The 18,065-nt window shown below is 44.8% G+C and carries 20 protein-coding genes; 9 read left to right on the top strand and 11 right to left on the bottom strand.

Annotated features, from left to right (window positions below; translation table 11 throughout):
• Positions 1-61 precede the first annotated feature (61 nt).
• Both LI82_RS04320 and surE read left to right on the top strand, forming a co-directional pair.
• Positions 62-337, top strand: coding sequence for a hypothetical protein (locus tag LI82_RS04320; RefSeq protein WP_048193861.1), 276 nt, complete (start codon positions 62-64; stop codon positions 335-337).
• Positions 338-473: 136 nt separating this feature from the next.
• Positions 474-1,259, top strand: coding sequence for a 5'/3'-nucleotidase SurE (surE, locus tag LI82_RS04325; RefSeq protein ID WP_048193695.1), 786 nt, complete (start codon positions 474-476; stop codon positions 1,257-1,259).
• A gap of 37 nt (positions 1,260-1,296) precedes the next feature.
• On the opposite strand, the gene LI82_RS13190 is transcribed toward surE, so the two are convergent.
• Positions 1,297-1,446 carry a hypothetical protein gene (locus tag LI82_RS13190; RefSeq protein ID WP_167879783.1) on the bottom strand — a complete coding sequence of 50 codons (150 nt, stop codon included), beginning with the start codon at positions 1,444-1,446 and terminating at the stop codon, positions 1,297-1,299.
• Between the two features lies 1 nt (position 1,447).
• On the bottom strand, positions 1,448-2,404 hold the full coding sequence (moaA, locus tag LI82_RS04330; protein WP_048193696.1) for a GTP 3',8-cyclase MoaA: 957 nt from the start codon (positions 2,402-2,404) through the stop codon (positions 1,448-1,450).
• 77 nt (positions 2,405-2,481) lie between these two features.
• Here moaA and LI82_RS04335 point away from each other — a divergent pair, with 77 nt between their 5' ends.
• Entirely contained in the window at positions 2,482-3,801 is a 1,320-nt protein-coding gene (locus LI82_RS04335) for a cobyrinate a,c-diamide synthase (protein ID WP_048193862.1), read from the top strand.
• A 151-nt stretch (positions 3,802-3,952) separates the two neighbouring features.
• Here the strand turns inward: LI82_RS04335 and priL are convergent, their stop codons facing one another.
• From priL to LI82_RS04355, 4 genes are all read right to left on the bottom strand, one after another.
• Positions 3,953-5,011 (bottom strand): DNA primase regulatory subunit PriL, encoded by a 1,059-nt coding sequence (gene priL / locus LI82_RS04340; RefSeq protein ID WP_048193697.1) that lies wholly within the window; start codon positions 5,009-5,011, stop codon positions 3,953-3,955.
• Position 5,012: 1 nt separating this feature from the next.
• The gene (pcn, locus tag LI82_RS04345; protein WP_048193698.1) at positions 5,013-5,750 is read right to left on the bottom strand and encodes a proliferating cell nuclear antigen (pcna); all 738 of its coding nucleotides are present in this window, start codon (positions 5,748-5,750) and stop codon (positions 5,013-5,015) included.
• A gap of 87 nt (positions 5,751-5,837) precedes the next feature.
• Complete coding sequence (locus tag LI82_RS04350; protein ID WP_048193699.1) at positions 5,838-6,149, bottom strand: transcription factor S; 312 nt, start codon at positions 6,147-6,149, stop codon at positions 5,838-5,840.
• Entirely contained in the window at positions 6,127-6,546 is a 420-nt protein-coding gene (locus tag LI82_RS04355; protein WP_048193700.1) for an NUDIX domain-containing protein, read from the bottom strand. The genes LI82_RS04350 and LI82_RS04355 overlap by 23 nt, the downstream gene beginning before the upstream one ends.
• Positions 6,547-6,612: 66 nt before the next feature.
• Between LI82_RS04355 and artA the strand changes: the two genes are divergently transcribed.
• Genes artA through LI82_RS04370 form a run of 3 tightly spaced genes read left to right on the top strand, consistent with a single transcriptional unit; the run spans position 6,613 to position 8,743 of the window.
• Positions 6,613-7,425, top strand: coding sequence for an archaeosortase A (artA, locus tag LI82_RS04360; protein WP_048193701.1), 813 nt, complete (start codon positions 6,613-6,615; stop codon positions 7,423-7,425).
• A gap of 11 nt (positions 7,426-7,436) precedes the next feature.
• On the top strand, positions 7,437-8,066 hold the full coding sequence (locus LI82_RS04365; RefSeq protein ID WP_048193702.1) for a phosphatidylserine decarboxylase: 630 nt from the start codon (positions 7,437-7,439) through the stop codon (positions 8,064-8,066).
• The gene (locus LI82_RS04370; protein ID WP_048193703.1) at positions 8,063-8,743 is read left to right on the top strand and encodes an archaetidylserine synthase; all 681 of its coding nucleotides are present in this window, start codon (positions 8,063-8,065) and stop codon (positions 8,741-8,743) included. Before LI82_RS04365 ends, LI82_RS04370 begins: the two co-directional genes overlap by 4 nt.
• A gap of 59 nt (positions 8,744-8,802) precedes the next feature.
• Here the strand turns inward: LI82_RS04370 and clpB are convergent, their stop codons facing one another.
• Positions 8,803-11,409 (bottom strand): ATP-dependent chaperone ClpB, encoded by a 2,607-nt coding sequence (gene clpB / locus LI82_RS04375; protein WP_048193704.1) that lies wholly within the window; start codon positions 11,407-11,409, stop codon positions 8,803-8,805.
• A gap of 329 nt (positions 11,410-11,738) precedes the next feature.
• Here clpB and LI82_RS04380 point away from each other — a divergent pair, with 329 nt between their 5' ends.
• The 3 genes from LI82_RS04380 to LI82_RS04390 all read left to right on the top strand — a co-directional run bounded on the left by LI82_RS04380 (position 11,739) and on the right by LI82_RS04390 (position 13,919).
• A complete protein-coding gene (locus LI82_RS04380; RefSeq protein ID WP_048193705.1) occupies positions 11,739-12,146 on the top strand; it encodes a winged helix-turn-helix transcriptional regulator in 408 nt (135 codons plus the stop codon).
• Positions 12,147-12,231: 85 nt separating this feature from the next.
• Positions 12,232-13,470 carry a sensor histidine kinase gene (locus LI82_RS12400; protein WP_052402716.1) on the top strand — a complete coding sequence of 413 codons (1,239 nt, stop codon included), beginning with the start codon at positions 12,232-12,234 and terminating at the stop codon, positions 13,468-13,470.
• A gap of 92 nt (positions 13,471-13,562) precedes the next feature.
• Complete coding sequence (locus tag LI82_RS04390; protein ID WP_048193706.1) at positions 13,563-13,919, top strand: dihydroneopterin aldolase family protein; 357 nt, start codon at positions 13,563-13,565, stop codon at positions 13,917-13,919.
• Positions 13,920-13,967: 48 nt separating this feature from the next.
• On the opposite strand, the gene hisC is transcribed toward LI82_RS04390, so the two are convergent.
• The 4 genes from hisC to LI82_RS04410 all read right to left on the bottom strand — a co-directional run bounded on the left by hisC (position 13,968) and on the right by LI82_RS04410 (position 17,707).
• Positions 13,968-15,050 (bottom strand): histidinol-phosphate transaminase, encoded by a 1,083-nt coding sequence (gene hisC / locus LI82_RS04395; RefSeq protein ID WP_081955728.1) that lies wholly within the window; start codon positions 15,048-15,050, stop codon positions 13,968-13,970.
• Complete coding sequence (locus LI82_RS04400) at positions 15,037-16,209, bottom strand: acetylornithine transaminase (RefSeq protein ID WP_048193708.1); 1,173 nt, start codon at positions 16,207-16,209, stop codon at positions 15,037-15,039. The genes hisC and LI82_RS04400 overlap by 14 nt, the downstream gene beginning before the upstream one ends.
• 27 nt (positions 16,210-16,236) lie before the next feature.
• Entirely contained in the window at positions 16,237-17,067 is an 831-nt protein-coding gene (locus LI82_RS04405) for a polymer-forming cytoskeletal protein (RefSeq protein ID WP_048193709.1), read from the bottom strand.
• Between the two features lie 169 nt (positions 17,068-17,236).
• Complete coding sequence (locus LI82_RS04410) at positions 17,237-17,707, bottom strand: PUA domain-containing protein (protein WP_048193710.1); 471 nt, start codon at positions 17,705-17,707, stop codon at positions 17,237-17,239.
• Between the last annotated feature and the right edge of the window lie 358 nt (positions 17,708-18,065).

The following is an 18,065-nucleotide window of genomic DNA, read 5'->3' on the forward strand; positions in this document are numbered from 1 at the left end:
ATGCTGGATATATGCATGTCCATAGAAACTATGTATTGTACGTTAGGAAAAGATGATCACAATGCAGGCAGTCAAATATATGTCACTGGTCTTTAGAGGCGCAATAGAAGAATATGATGCTACAGGTGTTCGCCCATCCGTTTTCCTGGATAAATCCGGGGATCTGCAGATATATCTTTGTGACCCGATACTTGATGATCCTGAGATGGGTGAATCTGTACCTGATATGGAACTTGAGGTCAATGGTGGACAGTTTGCAGGATCCATTGGTGACCGCTTTAATGTTACCTACAACAAGGTAAGGTCAGAAGTAGGATCTGAACAGTTACCAATTTAATTCCTTTCTTTGAATAAGGCCTTTCTATTGTCATTGGTCCATGTCTATTTTCTGAAGTTCGCATTCCACAACTCCTTTTTCTTTTTATCTTTTTGTTCCATTAACTATAATACTACAGAGAACAAAGAAAGCAACAATGTCAACACGAATACTTCTCACCAATGATGACGGTGTCTACGCTGCCGGTATCAGGGCAGCCTATAGAAGTGTCTCCGATCTGGGTGATGTTACCGTTTCAGCACCTGCTATGCAGCAAAGTGGTGTGGGGCGTTCTATATCCATATTTGAACCACTGCGCATTAATCGTACAATCATAGATGGCATAGAAGTAAATGCAGTAGGTGGTACTCCTACGGATTCTGTAATACTTGGAATATTTACTATCATGAAGGAATTGCCTGATCTTATCCTTTCAGGCTTCAATATCGGGGAGAACATAAGTACTGATACTATCACAACATCCGGCACCATTGGTGCTGCACTCGAAGGGGCAAGTTATGGTGTTCCTGCCATTGCCGCTTCCATCCAGGTAAAGGAAGAATGCCTTAAGTTCGATGATCTCAGGGATTTCCAGCATGACTTCGATGTGGGAGTGAAGTTTGTAAACAGGGTGGCAAAAAAAGTGTTGAAGGATGGTCTTCCTGAGAATGTGGACCTTTTGAACATCAACATCCCACATTTTGCAGAAGATGATTGTGAAGTGGAAATTACAAGGCTTGCACGTAAGTTCTTCGACACTGATGTGGAAGAGCGGCATGATCCCCGGGGGACGTCATATTACTGGATCACAGGTGACCTGATCCATGAAGCAGAAGAGGGAACTGACGTCAACGCCATTGAGAACGGTCATATATCCGTGACACCGATCTCGCTGGATGCTACATCTCCGATCAATTTCTCGGATATAGAACATCTGGTCTGATGTTTTGATACCTATGGCCAGATGAAAATAATTATATTTATTTTTTAATTTTTATGGTGAGGTTTTTCCAGTTCTCATCGACACCGTGAAGGGTCTCCACAGAAGAACTTGCCATTGCTCCAAGTATCTTCTGTACGAAATGGTTGATCTCGATATCATTACCGTCTACTGTAAGTTCTACTTCCATTTTATTGATCTCCAATGATTGTTTTTTTCTCAATGATCCTTCTTTCTTTAGAGTCCCTGTAAAAAGGAATTCTACGTTCGATGGATGCTCTCAGGAGCTCTGGAAGGTCTTCGGGATCAGCATTTGAGAAGTCTATAAGATTATCATTGACAAGAAGGCAGGGTTTTAGCTTACCATCCGCAGTTATCCTGAGCCTGTTGCAATTAGCACAGAATTCTGCATTGTCAATAGGTCGTACGAACTCAACTTCTGCCCCGTCGATAATATAGCTTTTACGGTGATGCATTTTGCGCATCCTTGTGGTATCTGCACGCCTTTCAAGATCTTTCTCGATCTCTTCAGCATCGAGGTTGTATTGTGCACCTTCCCTGAAGTCCATGACCTGTATAATTTGCAACACGAGGTCTCCCTTGTGAGTTCGAACGAAATCCAGCATCTCATCTATCTCATTCTCATTTATGCCCTTGAGGAGGACCATGTTGATCTTCACGGGGGTAAGGCCAGCATCTATGGCTGCATTTATCCCTTCGAGGACATCATTCAGGTTTTCCGGTTTTCCATGTGTGATGTAGGCATATTTTTCCGGATCAAGGGTGTCAAGACTTACATTGACGCGGTCCAGGCCTGCTTCTTTAAGAGCGTATGCCCGGTCTTTCAGGAGAACGCCGTTGGTTGTTACTGAAACGTCCTTTAGTTCCGGCAATGCTCTGAGTATCTCCTCGAAATCTTTCCTGACAAGAGGTTCACCACCTGAGAACTTGACCTTATTGACGCCGAACTTTGCTGCAGTTGTCACTATGTCTGAGATCATTCCAACCGTCATCTCATTTCTGCTGCCTTCATCTCCTTCACTGTGGCAATAGATGCAGTCAAGGTTACAGCGGTTGGTAAGTGATATCCGAAGACTTTTGACCGTTCGTCCGAACTTGTCTGTAAGAAGATCATTTGAAGTTTTCATGTTCGTATACACTAGAATGGATTATGTTATGAACAGGAATAGTAATGGATATATATAAAACCAACTCAATTAGTGACATGAAACGATCGGTCCTAATTGCAGGAACACATAGCGGTGTAGGCAAAACCACCGTGGCAATGGGTGTTATGGCCGCCCTTACGAAAAGGAATATGAAAGTACAGCCCTACAAGGTTGGTCCTGATTACATAGATCCTACTCATCACACTGCTATATGCGGCAGATCTTCAAGAAATCTTGATACATTCATGATGGGTGTTGATGGTGTTCGCAGAACTGTTGATAACAGCTACAAGGATGCTGATATCTCTGTCATCGAAGGCGTAATGGGTCTTTACGATGGTATGAATTCAACGGAGATCGCCAGCTCAGCCCATGTTGCCAAGTCTCTTGGTATCCCTGTTATTCTGGTAGTGAATGTGCACGGCATGTCAAGAAGTGCAGCTGCCATAGTCAAAGGATTCACCGAGTTCGACAAAGATGTGAACATTGCCGGTGTTATCCTTAACAGGGTGGGTAGCCCCCGACATGCCCAGATGATCAAAGATGTTCTTCCCGACATTCCTGTTGTGGGAACTGTTCCAAGGAACAACGATATAAAGGTACCTTCAAGGCATCTTGGCCTGCACATGGCTTCTGAACAGGACTATGATGTTGGTAAGCTTGCAGAGTTCATTGAGGAGAATGTTGATATCGATGAGATCCTCTCCCTTGCTTCCGAGCCAAAGAAGCCTGAGGTAGAAGATGACCGATGTGTTGGTAATATGTCTGAGGTCACAATTGGTGTTGCCCGTGATGATGCATTCTGTTTCTATTATGAAGAAATGTTCGACATGTTCCGTAAATGTGGTGCAAAGATAGAGTTCTTCAGTCCGCTTGATGGCGACATTCCTGAAGTGGATGGTATGTACTTTGGTGGTGGATATCCTGAGCTTAACATTGCTGAGCTTGAAAAATCAAGGACGACCAAAAAGCTCAAAGACTTCTCAGCAGACGGCATGCCTATCTACGGTGAATGCGGAGGACTACAATACCTTTGCAGTTCCTATGAGATCGAGGACGTTGTTTACAAGATGGCAGACCTTTTCCCTGCAGAGACTATCCTTACAAAGAGACTTCAGGCACTGGGATACACTGAAGGTGTTGCAAAGGGTAAGTTCATAAACGGACCTGTCAGGGGACATGAGTTCCACTACTCTCTCACAGAATGTGACAGTGATTCAAGGCTTATCTATGAAATGTCACGTGGAAAAGGTATCATGAATGGCAAGGATGGTATCACAGAGCACAATTCTCTGGCAAGTTATATGCACGCACATCCGGGTTCTTTCCCTGTGGACAGTTTTGTGGAACAGTGCCGCAAATATGGTCGAAAATAAAGTAATGGGAAAACAGAAGTTATTGCTGGTGTAGGTAGAATCTGATACTCAATATGATCTGATATTCACTGGGAACTGAAGGCCAATAGAGTCTGATGCCAGTAGTAACTGAAAACTAATAGTGACTGGTCGAAGTTTAAAAGGAGGGCCTTCAAGCCTTCTTTTCTCTTTCTTTTTCCATTTTGTTCTTGAGCCACATCCTTCTGCTGTAATAGTTTAAAGGATGCTTTGTGTTCTTGCAGATCTCATCCGGATTATAGCAGTTACCGTACGTGCGCATTGTATTGCAGGATGGTGGTTTGTAAGATGTTCCTGATGAGCCGGCAATATGCTGGATCTGGTATCTTGTTTTCTCCTCGTCAAAGTCAGGAGATACATTGAACATGGCTACGACCTCGTCCACGGTCATTCCGATGTTCAACAGGAACGATGTCATTGCAAATCTCATTGAATGGGCAAGATTCACTCCTGCCCTGACATTTGCAATAGCCTGCACGATACATGGGGGGAACAGTTCACTTTCCACTTTCTGGAACTCCCCAACTCCAAAGTCGGATTTTTTCTCCTCAAGGGTTTCGTTGATATCTGCAAGGTATGGGGTGCATGCCTTGCTGATCTCCTCAGGAATTGAAAGTGGAAGGGCATTCTGTATGCGTGAACGTATGGCTTCCTGCAGCAGGCGGGCAAATTCTTCCTTGCTGATCCTGACATGGCCTGCTTTCATTTTCCTGTTGACCAGTTTCCAGTTCAGGTCCTTTAAGGTAGTTGCAAGTTTGATGTAATCTGTAAAATGAAGGTCAAAAAGGATATCATGGGACTCCACATTCTCGTAGGTCTCTGCATTGATATGGAAATCAATGCCAAGTTCCTGTAGGAACTCCGGTTGCTGCGTCTTAAGAAGCCTGTATGCAGCTTTTGCTTCGGCAAGTGCATATTTTCTTATCAGGAACTGGTCATCGATACAGGATACCAGTATCCTTGCAAAAGGGTATGACAAAAGTTCGGTGAGGATCTTTCCCTCTTCCGAAGCTGAAGGTGACGGTTTTTCGATCTCACCTGTAAGCGATTGTATAACACGTTCCTTTCCCCTCATGCGGGCAGAGTCAAGTGCGCGGGAGGATAAGAGTTTCTCTGGTGAAAAACCGAGGCCACCGACATACTCGGATGCCTCGGATACAAAAGGATATAAGGCGAGATCTCTGCTGTCCATTTTAGTCAGATTCGATCCTTGGTGCCAGGAGATATCCGATAGTGCCGGCTCCATTAGCAATGGAGAAATTGATCTTTATCGGGAAGTCCTTTCCAAGGTGTAGTGTAACTTCATTGGATTTTGAAGCGGGTTTGATTATGTCTGACAGGTAGTCCAATGAGAACAGTGAACGTGTGTCATTTGCTTTGATGTCAATCAGCTGGTCGCGTGACATTGTGAGTTTCACACGGTCAGTATCGCCTTCAGCTTCCATGAAGAAATTTTCTCCTTCAACGCCAAGTAACATGTGGTCACTTATCTTCTCTGCAGCTTTGACAGCCTTCTGGAGGTCCTTGCCGTTGAGGACGATCTCTGCTGGAAGCTCGAGCTGTGGGATCCTTGGCTCTGCACGAATGGTTGACGGGTCAAGTAATGAGAGGGTGTATGAGAAACCTCCGATCTGGATCTTCAGTTTCTTTGTATCTTCATCAAGTTCCATCTGAACCTTGTCATCCCTGTCTGCAACTGCAAGTATATCACTTACTCTTGACAGGTCCAATCCCAATTCGCAGTCATCTGCACTGAAATCATCAAATGCATCAGTTGCCAGGTCAAAACTGACCATTGCAACGTTTGCAGGATCTACTGCCCGAACCGCGATTCCTTCCGGTGATATCCTGAATCTTGCTTCATCTACGAGTACAGATAATGTTTCGACTGAATCTTTTAGAAGATATGCATCAATTGTCGCCTTGAACATGTTGTTTCTCCGCCAAATAGTTTCGATTTCAACTTCTTTATATCATTTACAGTATATATGCTTTCACTGTTCTTCGCACATATGTCTTCAGTCGTATTCACGCCATGTGAAGCTGCATTTGGTACACTTGAAGAACCTGGTCTCAGATTCATCCGCAGATCTTAGCTGTCTTAGCCACCAGTATGCGACGTTGTTTTCACATTCTGGGCATCTTGCTGTAGTTGTGGGGAGTCCTTCATCAATATCGCCTTCAAGTACTGTGACCTCTCTTTCTTCACGGTTTGATCTTGATACCAGTTCAGGGTTTGTTTCTTTATCTTTTTCGTACCCACATTTTTTACATTTTAATGACCCTTCGATAGGGAACATCATGCTCTTACATTTTGGACAGAATTCCATTAATATCATCTCCTGCGTCGTCAATCATTTTTCGGTGGTCAAAAGCTATATCCGGTAGCTCCTTTATGTCGAATGAGGCTACTTCAGCTGCGTCAGTGGCGGCTTTTGGTTCGCCGTGGCCTATCGCAAGGTAACATACTGATACAGTATGTCCTCTTGGATCTCGCGAAGGCTCTGAATACACTCCTATCAATTTGACAAGATCGATAGATAGTCCGGTCTCTTCATATGCTTCCCTAATTGCCGCAGATTCGGTCGTCTCGCCTATCTCCACGAAACCACCCGGTAGTGCAAATCCGTTTTTGAAAGGGGGATTCTTTCTTTTTATCAGTATAATCTTACCATTTAAGATGATTACGGCATCAACTGTGAGCAGAGGGGTGGTGGGAACTGTCATTTGAACAAAACCTTAATACATTTAGCAAGATACTATATATGATACCTGTGATAAAGGTGTTTGATAATGATAGAAAACGTACTATGGATTGCAGTTGCCCTGATGATATTATCCTCGATCATACCTGCAACAAGGGGAATAAAGTTCCTCACAGGTGGTGTAGGGTGGATATTCTTTTCTCTCCATTGGGCATACCAGCCGTTACATTATATTGAGATTAGTGACTATTTCAATGTAGTTCTTACCCTGGCAATTGCTGCCTTCTGCCTTTTCATGGCACATAGTATGATACGTGAGTACAAGGGACCTTCAGAATCAGGACTTTCTCAGGATACCAATATCATTCTGATGGTTACGAGCGCAACGGCAATAGGCTCATTGTTCTACTTCCCTTTCGCGAACATTCTTTCCCTGAATCAGTGGATCATATCCAATGTGACCAATGCTACAGCTGGTTTGCTTGGACTTCTGGGTTACAATGTGGAGTCTACATGGCACATGATTACCTATAATGGTTACACCGTACAGATCATACTTGCCTGTACTGCCATCGAAAGTATTGCCCTGTTCACAGGACTGATTATCTCCATCAATGCGCCTTTCAAAAGGCTCATGTCAGCTTTCATGGTATCTGTGCCCGTAATATATATGTTGAACATCGTCAGGGATGCCTTTGTGATAGTGGCTTATGGGGACCAGTGGTTCGGAGCTGAAAGTTTTGAGATCGCCCATCATGTGGTCGCAAAGATCGGTTCAGCCATTGCACTCTTTGTGATCGCTTATGTTGTGATGCGAATATTGCCTGAACTTCTTGACATGATCGATGGGTTGTGGCAAATGACAACCCGGCAGATCAGGGACATATTGCGGAAAAGCTAAGGACTTCAGAAATGTTAGCTAAAGATTCGACTTCATGGGTCGCTGTTGTGGGCCTGTTAGCTCTGGCGAGCACAATAGCATCCAATTTTACAGGTCTTGAATTACTTCGTTACCTGTCATATCTTGGTCTTGCTCTCTTTCTCTTTATAGTATGGTTCTTCAGGGACCCTGAAAGGACAACAAAGATATGTGACCATTGTCTGTTCTCTGCTGCTGATGGTAAAGTAATAGATATCAGCAATGGCAAGGTCTGCGTATTCATGAACGTTCATAATGTTCATGTAAACCGTGCCCCTATCTCCGGAACCATCCGGGGCATAACTCATATAAAAGGCGGGCATATACCAGCGTTCAATAAGGATTCTGAAAGGAACGAGCGTACGATCACAGTTATTGAAAGCAGCCACGGGGATGTGGAAGTTACTCAGATAGCTGGAGTTCTGGTTCGTAGGATAGTGTCATATTTGAAGGTGGGGGACAAGGTGGCCAGTGGACAAAAGATCGGAATGATACGCTTTGGTTCCCGGGTCGATGTGACCATTCCATCTGATTTTGAGATATCGTGCAAGGTCGGTGACCGTGTGCATGCAGGGGAAACCATGATCGCAAAAGAAAAAGGATTCAAGAGGGAAAAACAATGATGTTCAAAACCCTCCGGGTCCCGGATCTTATGACACTTGGGAATGCCCTTTTTGGTATGATGGCGATCTTCAGTGCATGCTCCGGGCATGCTGACCTTGCTTTCATACTCATCCTTTTCGCAGCTATTGCTGATGGCATGGATGGTTTTCTGGCACGTCGGATGCCTAACAGTGCTATCGGTGAGTATCTGGATTCCCTTGCAGATGCTATCTCCTTTGGTGTTGCACCTGCAGCTGCCTTATATTTTATCTATGGTTATTCTCATCCTTACCTAATGGCCATTGGGGCATGCTTCTATCTGTTCTGTGGAATTATACGACTTGCAAGGTTCAACACAAAACAGAAAACCATCCCTGATTTTGAAGGCCTGCCTATAACCGCAGCTGCTGTAGTGATCGCTTCCTATCTGCTCATGGCAGACAGGTACGTCCATTTCTACGGAGTTATCGCAATTATGCTGTTGCTCTCTTTGCTTATGGTAAGTGAGTATCCTTATCCTAAGTTGAGGGGGCCAAAAGCAATGGCTTTTGTAGCTATCGTATTCATTTTACCCATAGCATCTTACATTGTATTGCCTGCATATCTTCCAATATTCTCAACAGCAATGTTCCTGCTTCTATTACTTTATCTTGAGTCTCCTATTATGAGGGTTCCAAGAAAGTATTATGAGGACTAATGGGGCTTGAGTAGGAATCTAAAATAGGGGTAGGGGCTTTAAGCCCCCCTTTTAATGTCTTATTCTTCAGCCTGACTGGCCACTTCAACAGTTATGCCACGTTCGTTCGCATCCACAACGATCGTGCAGCCTTCGGGAGCTTTACCTTCAACGATCAGTTTTGCAACTGCTGTCTCGACCTCGTTCTGAATGACACGTTTAAGTGGTCGTGCTCCGAAAGACTCGCTGTATCCTGCATCTCCAAGATAATGCTTTGCAGCATCGGTGAGCTCAAGGCTGATCCTCTTCTCCTTGAGCCTGTGGACAAGGTCTGCAACCTTGATGTCCACTATCTGCACAATCTGGTCCTTTGTCAGCGGCCTGAAGATTGCAAGTTCATCGATACGGTTGATGAACTCCGGTCTGAAGTGTTTGGTCAGCTCGTTCTGTGCCATCTCCTGCATGCTGGCGTAGTCTTCCCCCTTCTCGAGCTTTGAGATGGCGTAGTCCACGCAGATGTTCGATGTCATGATGATCAACGTGTTCTTGAAGTTTACAGTCCTTCCGTGTGAATCTGTCAGGCGTCCGTCATCAAGTATCTGGAGCATAACATTGAACACATCATGGTGGGCCTTTTCGATCTCATCGAACAGGACCACGGAATATGGTCTCCTGCGTACTGCTTCGGTAAGCTGCCCTCCTTCCTCATGGCCTATGTAGCCCGGCGGCGCACCGATCAGCCTTGATACGGTGTGCTTTTCCATGTATTCGGACATGTCGATGCGGATCATGTTGTTCTCATCATCGAAGAGCTCAGTTGCCAGTGCTTTGGCGAGTTCTGTCTTACCCACACCGGTAGGTCCGAGGAAAATGAAACTTCCTATTGGTCTCTTGGGGTCCTTGATGCCGGCATAGGCACGGATGACAGCGTCGGAGACAGCTTTTACTGTTTCATCCTGTCCGACCAATCTCTCATGGAGCTTGTCTTCCAGGTGGATAAGCTTCTCACGTTCTCCTTCCATGAGCTTCGTGATCGGGATGTTTGTCCACTGGCTGACCACCTGTGCAATCTCCTCTTCGCCAACCTCTTCTTTGAGAAGCATCTCCTCCTGCTGCTCCTGAAGCTTTGCTTCCTCCTCATTATACTGGTGCTCAAGAGGTGCCAGTGTACCGTATTTCAGCTTTGATGCCTGTTCAAAGTCACCGCTGTTCTCTGCCAGCTCAAGCTGGATCTTGATCTCTTCTATTTGCTGTTTCAAAGAGCTCAGGTTTGCGATGATATCCTTTTCACCCTGCCATTTTGCACGCATTGCATCGGACTCGGCACGGATATCTGCCAGCTCTTTCTCAAGGTCTGCCAGCCTCTCCTTTGAAACCGCATCCTTCTCTTTCTTAAGTGCTTCCCGCTCGATCTCCAGTTGCAGGATCTTTCTGTCGGCTTCGTCAAGCTCCGGTGGCTTGCTGTCTATGGATGTCCTGACCTTTGCAGCTGCTTCATCCACAAGATCGATGGCCTTGTCCGGCAGGAACCTGTCCGAGATGTATCGGTCGCTGAGAACCGCTGCTGCCACGAGTGCTGTATCCTTTAGCCTCACTCCGTGGTGGACCTCATATCTCTCTTTCAGTCCTCTCAGGATGGAGATGGTGTTCTCTACATCCGGCTGGTCCACCAGTACAGGCAGGAATCGCCTCTCAAGAGCCGCATCCTTTTCAATGTACTTGCGATACTCATCAAGGGTCGTAGCACCAATACAGTGTAGTTCCCCTCTTGCAAGCATGGGTTTTAGCAGATTCCCTGCATCCATGGCGCCCTCTGTGGCACCCGCACCCACAATGGTGTGGAGTTCATCGATAAAGAGGATGATCTGTCCTTCGGATTCCGCAACTTCCTTTAGGACTGCCTTGAGACGTTCCTCGAACTCTCCCCGAAACTTTGCTCCTGCGATCAGTGAACCCATGTCAAGTGCGATTATCTTCTTATCTTTCATGGCATCGGGAACATCTCGTTTTGCGATACGCAATGCAAGTCCTTCTACAATTGCGGTCTTTCCGACTCCGGCTTCTCCGATAAGGACGGGGTTGTTCTTCCTGCGCCTGGAAAGGATCTCTATGGTGTGTCTGATCTCCTGGTCCCTTCCGATCACAGGGTCAAGCTTTCCCTGTGCAGCAAGTTCGGTAAAGTCAATTCCGTATTTCTTGAGCGGTTCCATGGTGTCTTCGGGATTTTCACTTGTAATGCGTCGATTCCCCCTTAGTTCTTTTATTGCCTGTAAAGTGGCTTCAAGTGTGATCCCCGCTTCTCCAAGTATGCGATAGCTGGGACTTCCTTTTTCTTTTAGTAATGCTATGAGCAGGTGTTCAACGCTGACATATTCATCGTTCATGGAGCGGGCTTCCTTGTCAGCAGTATCGAGTACCCTGTTATATGACTGGCTTACGTACGCCTGCTCACTTCCCGGGCCTGATACCTGTGGCAATCCGGACAAATGCTCCTCTAGCTTTTGGACGATCGTTTGTGTGTCCGTGCCCATATTGTTGAGAAGTGTAGGTACAAGGCCGCTATCCTGTTCCATTAATGCAAGGAACAGATGTTCACAATCTGTCTGCTGGTTATAGTACCTTGCAGAAATGGTGAATGATTTCTGGACAGCTTCCTGTGCTTTCTGTGTAAAACGGTTTAGATCCATTTGAACCTCCTTATGTTATGGTCATGTAATGGTTTGTTCTACTTCATGTGATCAATATATGGATTACATGCGCGTACTCAACAATGACCCAATTGCATCTTGAAGCATACTCCCCTTGCTTACTTGATGGCATAATTGTATTTCCAGGTCACAATCGGGTATTTTTGTGAACTGCATGATTCAACACTTCAAATTGTCTGTTCTACTATTTAAGCGTTTTGCATAATATGGGGATTAATCTCGATATTATATCATTCATATTAATTTTATGGAAATCATATCCACAAAAACAATAAGGTATATATGCTTTGAACATCAAAGTATAATTGATGGCTCATCAGATCATTCTTATCAATATTGAAAAACCTGTGGAAAAAGATCTCGAGAAAGATATTCACTGGTTTTGCGATAGCTTTGGGCTTTCCTCTGGCAGGGATGTCGAGAATATTTCCAAAAAGATAGTCATGGACCTGCTTTCAAATCTGTCTCATGATGAAGGAGTTACGTCTGAAATGCTTGCACGCTCTCTGGGTATTAATTTATCCCGGGTGAATCATCACCTTCGCAATCTTATAGGTTCTGGTCTTGTATATCGAAGAAAAAAGATGCTGTATCTTCGTGGTGGAAGCCTTAAAGCCGCGGTCTGCGAGATGAGAAAAGATTCTGAAAGGATATTCGATGAGCTGGAAAAGATCGCAGAAGATATCGATAATGAGGTCGGCTTGAGAAGTAGATGAGTTTTAGCTTCCTGTTTTTGATGTCTTGATTCGAATGGTTCGGCACTCTTATATATTGCATGCTTATATATTATACTTTGAATGATTGTGGGGTACAGTTATTCATATTGGGCTTCTGGGAGGTTTTCCTATCACCGCAAATGATGCATCTGGCGTAAAAGATGATCCTGACGCAGATCGGATGAGATCTTCTTCTAAAGAAAAGTTCAAGGGGGAAATTTCCGGTACTAAAGATGTGGAGAGGATGGTCAAAAGCAGAGAGTCCCTTTTAAGGAATGTTCTGGAAGCTACAGATGATGGTATATCCTTTTTTGATAACCACGGAACGATCAGGCTGACGAACAATAAATTCAGGGAGATCTGGAATATTCCTGATGAGTCTGACATTGGGAAGAACTACCTTGAGGCATTTGCCAAATATGGTGTACCTCAACTGAAAAATGCTAGTCTGGTCCTTTCAAAGATAAAGACGTTTTCAAATTCGATAGAAAGAGATTCAGATATCCTTTATTTCAAGGATGGGCGTATTTTTGAGTACCATCTTTTCCCTGTTATCACAGATGGTGTGGTCAAAGGACATGTTTGCAGTTATCGTGATATCACGATGAGGAAAAAGGTGGAGTCCGATCTTCAGGAATATGCCTGGGAACTGGAACGCTCAAATGAACTTAAGGATCTTTTCACTGATATCATACGCCATGACCTGCTGAATCCTGCAGGTCTTGTCAAAGGATTTGTTGAAATATTGCTTAAAAGGGAGTTTGATCCGGATACTACTGGAAAACTCCTTGCTATTGAAAGAAGTAATAAAAACCTTATCGACATGATCGAATCAGCTTCCAAGCTTTCAAGGCTGGAATCTATAAGTGAACTGGAATTCAAGGAATTGAATGTTGGTGCATTTTTGAGGATGGCAATAGAGGCTCTTCGTGTTCAATTCAAAAGTAAGAATATAGTTCTTGAAAACAATGCAAATGGTATCTATAAAGCAAAAATAAGTCCGGTACTGGAAGAAGTTTTTACGAATTTACTTTCGAATGCAGTAAAATATAGTCCTGAGAACAGCAAGGTGATTGTTGATATTCTTGACAATGGGGAAGAGTGGAAGGTAACAGTAACCGATTTCGGTGAAGGGGTTGCTGATGAGGATAAACCATACGTTTTCGAAAGGTTCAAGCGTGTTAACAAGGCTGCAGTGAAAGGAACGGGTTTGGGTCTTGCTATTGTCAAAAGGATAATTGATCTGCACGGTGGCGAAGTAGGTGTGGAAGATAATCCTGCAGGTAATGGAAGTGTTTTCTGGGTAACTGTAAAGAAAGCCTGATATTTCCTCCTGTTCTATTGATTTCAGGTGACCGTATTAATTTTATATTTTCAGGTCAATTTCGCTGCAGCAATGATCATGGTAGGTAACATATGGCCGAAAACACAATAACCGACAGGGATAACGTCTTTTTTGAAGCTGGAATTAAACTTGGAGCTTTGTATCATCAGTTCACTGGTTCTCCTGTGAGCCTGAGGACGGTGGAAAGTCTTGAGACTGCAATTGCCCAGAGTATCTCGGTGCAACCTTGTGTGGAGAAGATAACCGTTTCTATCGACAGGGATATGGTACGCTCAAAGCTTAATGATGAGTTTGGTTACTGTGAGCTGGAAGGTCGCATGCTCAATGTCCAGATCGATGCAAAATACGGCTCCGTAATGGCTCATGTTTCAATGGAGTTCAACAAAGAGCTGGATTATCCGTTAATGAAAATAGATAAGATCTATTGACTGCCTTTATCAGGCAGTCAGATAGAAGGCTTTAAGGTTTTGAAGGGCTCAGATGGAAGAAAAGCCTTCAACTACCCTTTTGTTCTGTTCTTCTGTGCCAATAGTTATGCGTATGAGTGAATCCCCTGCATTGGCGAAGGAAGTGCAGTCACGCACAATAATCCCTTTTTTGAGTAATTCTGTGGTAACATCACGTGCCTTGTGTGGGGCTACGTCAACAAGGACAAAGTTTGCCTGGGTGTCATATACCTTGAACGGGATATTATCCTGAAGATACTTCTTGCCCGTACGTGCCAGCTCAATGCTTTTGTTGAGGTGCTCGGTATCTGAAAGCGCAGCAACACCTGCAGCTACTGCTGTGGAGCTCACATTGAATGGAGTTGCTATCTTCATGTATTCTTCCTTGAGCCATATTGGGAGCATGCCGTATCCGATCCTCATTCCGGCAAGACCGAATGCTTTTGAGAATGTCCTTCCGACGATGATATTGTCATATTTTGGAACAAGGTGTGCGATATTCCTGTCAGAAAATTCCACGTATGCTTCATCAACGAACACGAGGGCTTCAGTTGCTTCTGCGATCCGGAGTATATCCTCTTCAGGTACTACATTGCCTGAAGGATTGTTGGGTGAGCACAGGAAGATGATCTTTGTTCGTGGTGTGATGGCATCGAGTACATTTTCAACGTCCACTGAGAAATCCTCTTCACGCTGTACGTAAACAGGAACTGCACCGTTTGCACGTGCAGATATCTCGTAGTAGGAGAACGTTGGCGTTGTAAGGATGACCTCATCACCGCGGCTGATGACAAGTCTTGTGAGTCCGTCCAGAAGTCCGTCCATGCCGGGACCTGATGCTACAATATGGTCTGCATCTATGCCGGTGTATTCTGATATCGCTTCCACGAGCTCACGGGCATCAGCGGATGGATAAATACTGATACCCTGTGCATCTTTTATGAGTGCTTCCACTGCTTTTGGAGATGGTCCCAGGGGGTTCTCGTTAGAACCAAGCTTGATGACCGATGCAGGGTCCAGCCCGTAGGCCCTGACAATATCATCAATTGATTTGCCGGGAACATATTTTGCAATGGATGCTATCTCTTCCTTTATCAGTTCATATCTGGGCAAGTACATCCACCACCGCGTCGATCTGTTCTTTGGTGATAACCAGAGGAGGTGCGATACGGATGACTTTCTCGGATGTACAGTTAAGGAGCACTCCGTTCTCCCTTGCAAGGTCCACAATGTCTGCACAGGGTTTGTTGATCTCCACGCCGATCATAAGACCGCGTCCGCGAACTTCCACTATGTTGTCGAGTTCAAGTGAGTTGAGCTTGTCCATGAAGTACTTGCCCATCTGTGCTGAGCGGTCCACAAGACCTTCGTCCCTGATCACACCTATGGATGCAAGGGATGCAGCACATGCCAGTGGTCCGCCTCCGAAGGTTGCAGCATGCTGGCTCTTTCCAAAGGATATGCCATCACGTGCCACAATGGCACCCATGGGGAATCCTCCGCCGATTGCTTTTGCCATGGTCATAATGTCGGGAACTACCTTTGAATGGTCTTTACAGAACCACTTTCCTGTCCTTCCGAAACCGGTCTGGACCTCGTCGAATATCAGGAGCATGTCTTTCTCGTCACAGATCTCACGTACCTCTTTTAGGTACTCATCTGATGGAACATTGATTCCACCTTCTCCCTGTATTGGTTCGACGATAACTGCTGCAGTATCTTTTGTTATTTCATCCCTGATCGCCTGTGCATCATTATAGGCAACGAACTTTTCACCCTGTATAAGAGGTTCAAATGGTGTCCTGTAAATGGATTTGTGTGTAACTGTGAGGGAGCCCATTGTACGGCCGTGGAATGAGTGTTCCGCTGCGATGAACTCGGTCTTTCCTGTTGTGACCCTTGCCAGTTTCATTGCAGCCTCAACGGCTTCGGTACCGGAGTTACAGAAGAATGCACGGCCCATGTTGGTAATATTGGTAAGTTCCTCGGCAAGTTGTGCCTGCACATCGGTATAGTATATGTTTGAAACGTGTATGAGCTTCTCCGCCTGCTTGCTGATCGCTTCTACGACGCGAGGGTGGCAGTGTCCCACATTGTTCACGGCAATTCCTGCCACGCAATCAATGAACTCATTACCGTTTATGTCGCGGACAACTGAGCCTTTCCCGCTCTCAAGAGCGATGGGCTGGCGTGTGTATGTCTGCATTACGTACTTTTCATCCTGTTCTACAATTGATTTGTAATCTTTTGATAGGGTAGTCTCTTTGGTCATAGAATCCCTCAAAATTAGTTATGTTCGTCAAATATCGAGTGTCATCAATTCTTTCTCATTGAGGACATCCTCTTCTTCACGGTCGAAGACAATCCCGCCTGATGCTCTCATGACTCCGTCCACACGTGCGCTTTCATGTATCCTTATGGAATTGGCATTGATCTCTCCAAGGACGTGTGTACCTTTATTGATGTGTACATCTCCACGTGAAACTATGTTCCCGTGTATGGTGTTGTTCTCACCAAGGTTCACTGTGTTCATGGTACGTATGCTTCCGTAGAGTGTAGTGCCATTTGCCAGGTCAAGTGAAGTAGCGCGGATATTTCCCACAAGGCGGCAACCGCTTCCGATAACAGCATTTGAAGGAACTCTTATGGAATCGATGGAGATCTTGGAGCCGTTTGGTATGATCATGGCAGTAGTGCCGATGGTCTCAACTTCTTCGTCAAACATTTCACTTAATGCTTTTTCGACCTCTTCATCCTTGCCCATGCGTAAAAGTTCGGTCAGGTACAGGAAAAGATATGCTATTACGGGGACCGGATTCCTTACAACGATCCATCCCTTTGCCTCGAATCCGTCACTGATCTTTACATTGTTGCCGATATCAAGGTCACCTTTGACAACAAGCTTCCCGTCAATGGAGACGAACTCTCCGATGTAGGCGTTCTCTTTGGTCTTGACAGTTCCGCCAATGTGGGACCAGATATCGATCCTGATGTCTGATCTGGCATTGATATCGCCGGAAACCTCAACCCTTTCTCCGAGGATCGCAGAATCAGCTATCAGGCCATATCGTATATCTGAATGGTTACCTACTATGATGTCTCCATCCAGCACGATATTGTGCTCTTCCATTTTTGTATTGTCAGGAATGACAAACGTTTTAAAGAGTTCCTCTTCTGCGATGATTTCACCCTCCGACGAGATGAATTTGAGGCGATATATAAGTTCACAGCTTATTTAATCTGTTGCTATATGTATATTTTGACCTTAGTTCCCTCTGGTGGGATCGTCCGGATGCCTGTTACTGTTCACATCCGCAACGTACATCCACTGCAGCGCCGGTATCAAGTGCTTCAACTTCGTCGGGTGAAAGCATGAGCTGTCCGGTAGCAATGGCATTATCGTCCTCATCTACAATGATGACCTCATCGCCGCTTCGAAGACCGGGGTCTATGGATGTCACATGTTTTGCGAATGTGGTCTTTCCCTTTGAAACAAAAGGTACTGCATCATCGCATACTGCTACCCTTAGAGCTGGTGCAGGAACATGTGCGTGGATTGCTGTAGCAGCTTCCATGCTAAGTGTGAGCATTCCATCCCTTGCTCTTGCTGTTGCAATACGCTTGCCATCGATCATGATCTGCCTGATACGTTTTGTCCTTGAGAGCTGGAAGGTCACGTCATCAGAAAAAAGAATATCTCCGCATCCCTTGCCGAACTGGTAGTCAGCCATAATACGAACCTTTTTGATCATCTTCGCCTTTTTATCCATGGGCGCAAGATTAAGGATAGAACTTAAAATGGTTGACGGTCGGATATTGGAAAAAGACGTTGCAATTAAATCGTCATAACCTCTTTTATATTTAAACGATATCGAACATCTTTAAATATTATTATATCTATCTATTATTTGAGGAAACGGGCAGAATGCTTGCAAACTTTTGTGTTGTAAATGACTGTAATCAAGCAAACCATTCATCCCCTCAAACAAGACCGTTTCCTCACTCTCTTGTAGTTTTTTTCAATGTCGTTTTCCTGTTATGATCATTTCTGAATATCTTTTAATCGATCATGTCTTAACTCTACTTATTTCTTAATTCTAATGATCGTCTTTTCACATCAGACAACTT

This window comes from Methanococcoides methylutens, from assembly GCF_000765475.1.
Lineage (GTDB): Archaea > Halobacteriota > Methanosarcinia > Methanosarcinales > Methanosarcinaceae > Methanococcoides > Methanococcoides methylutens.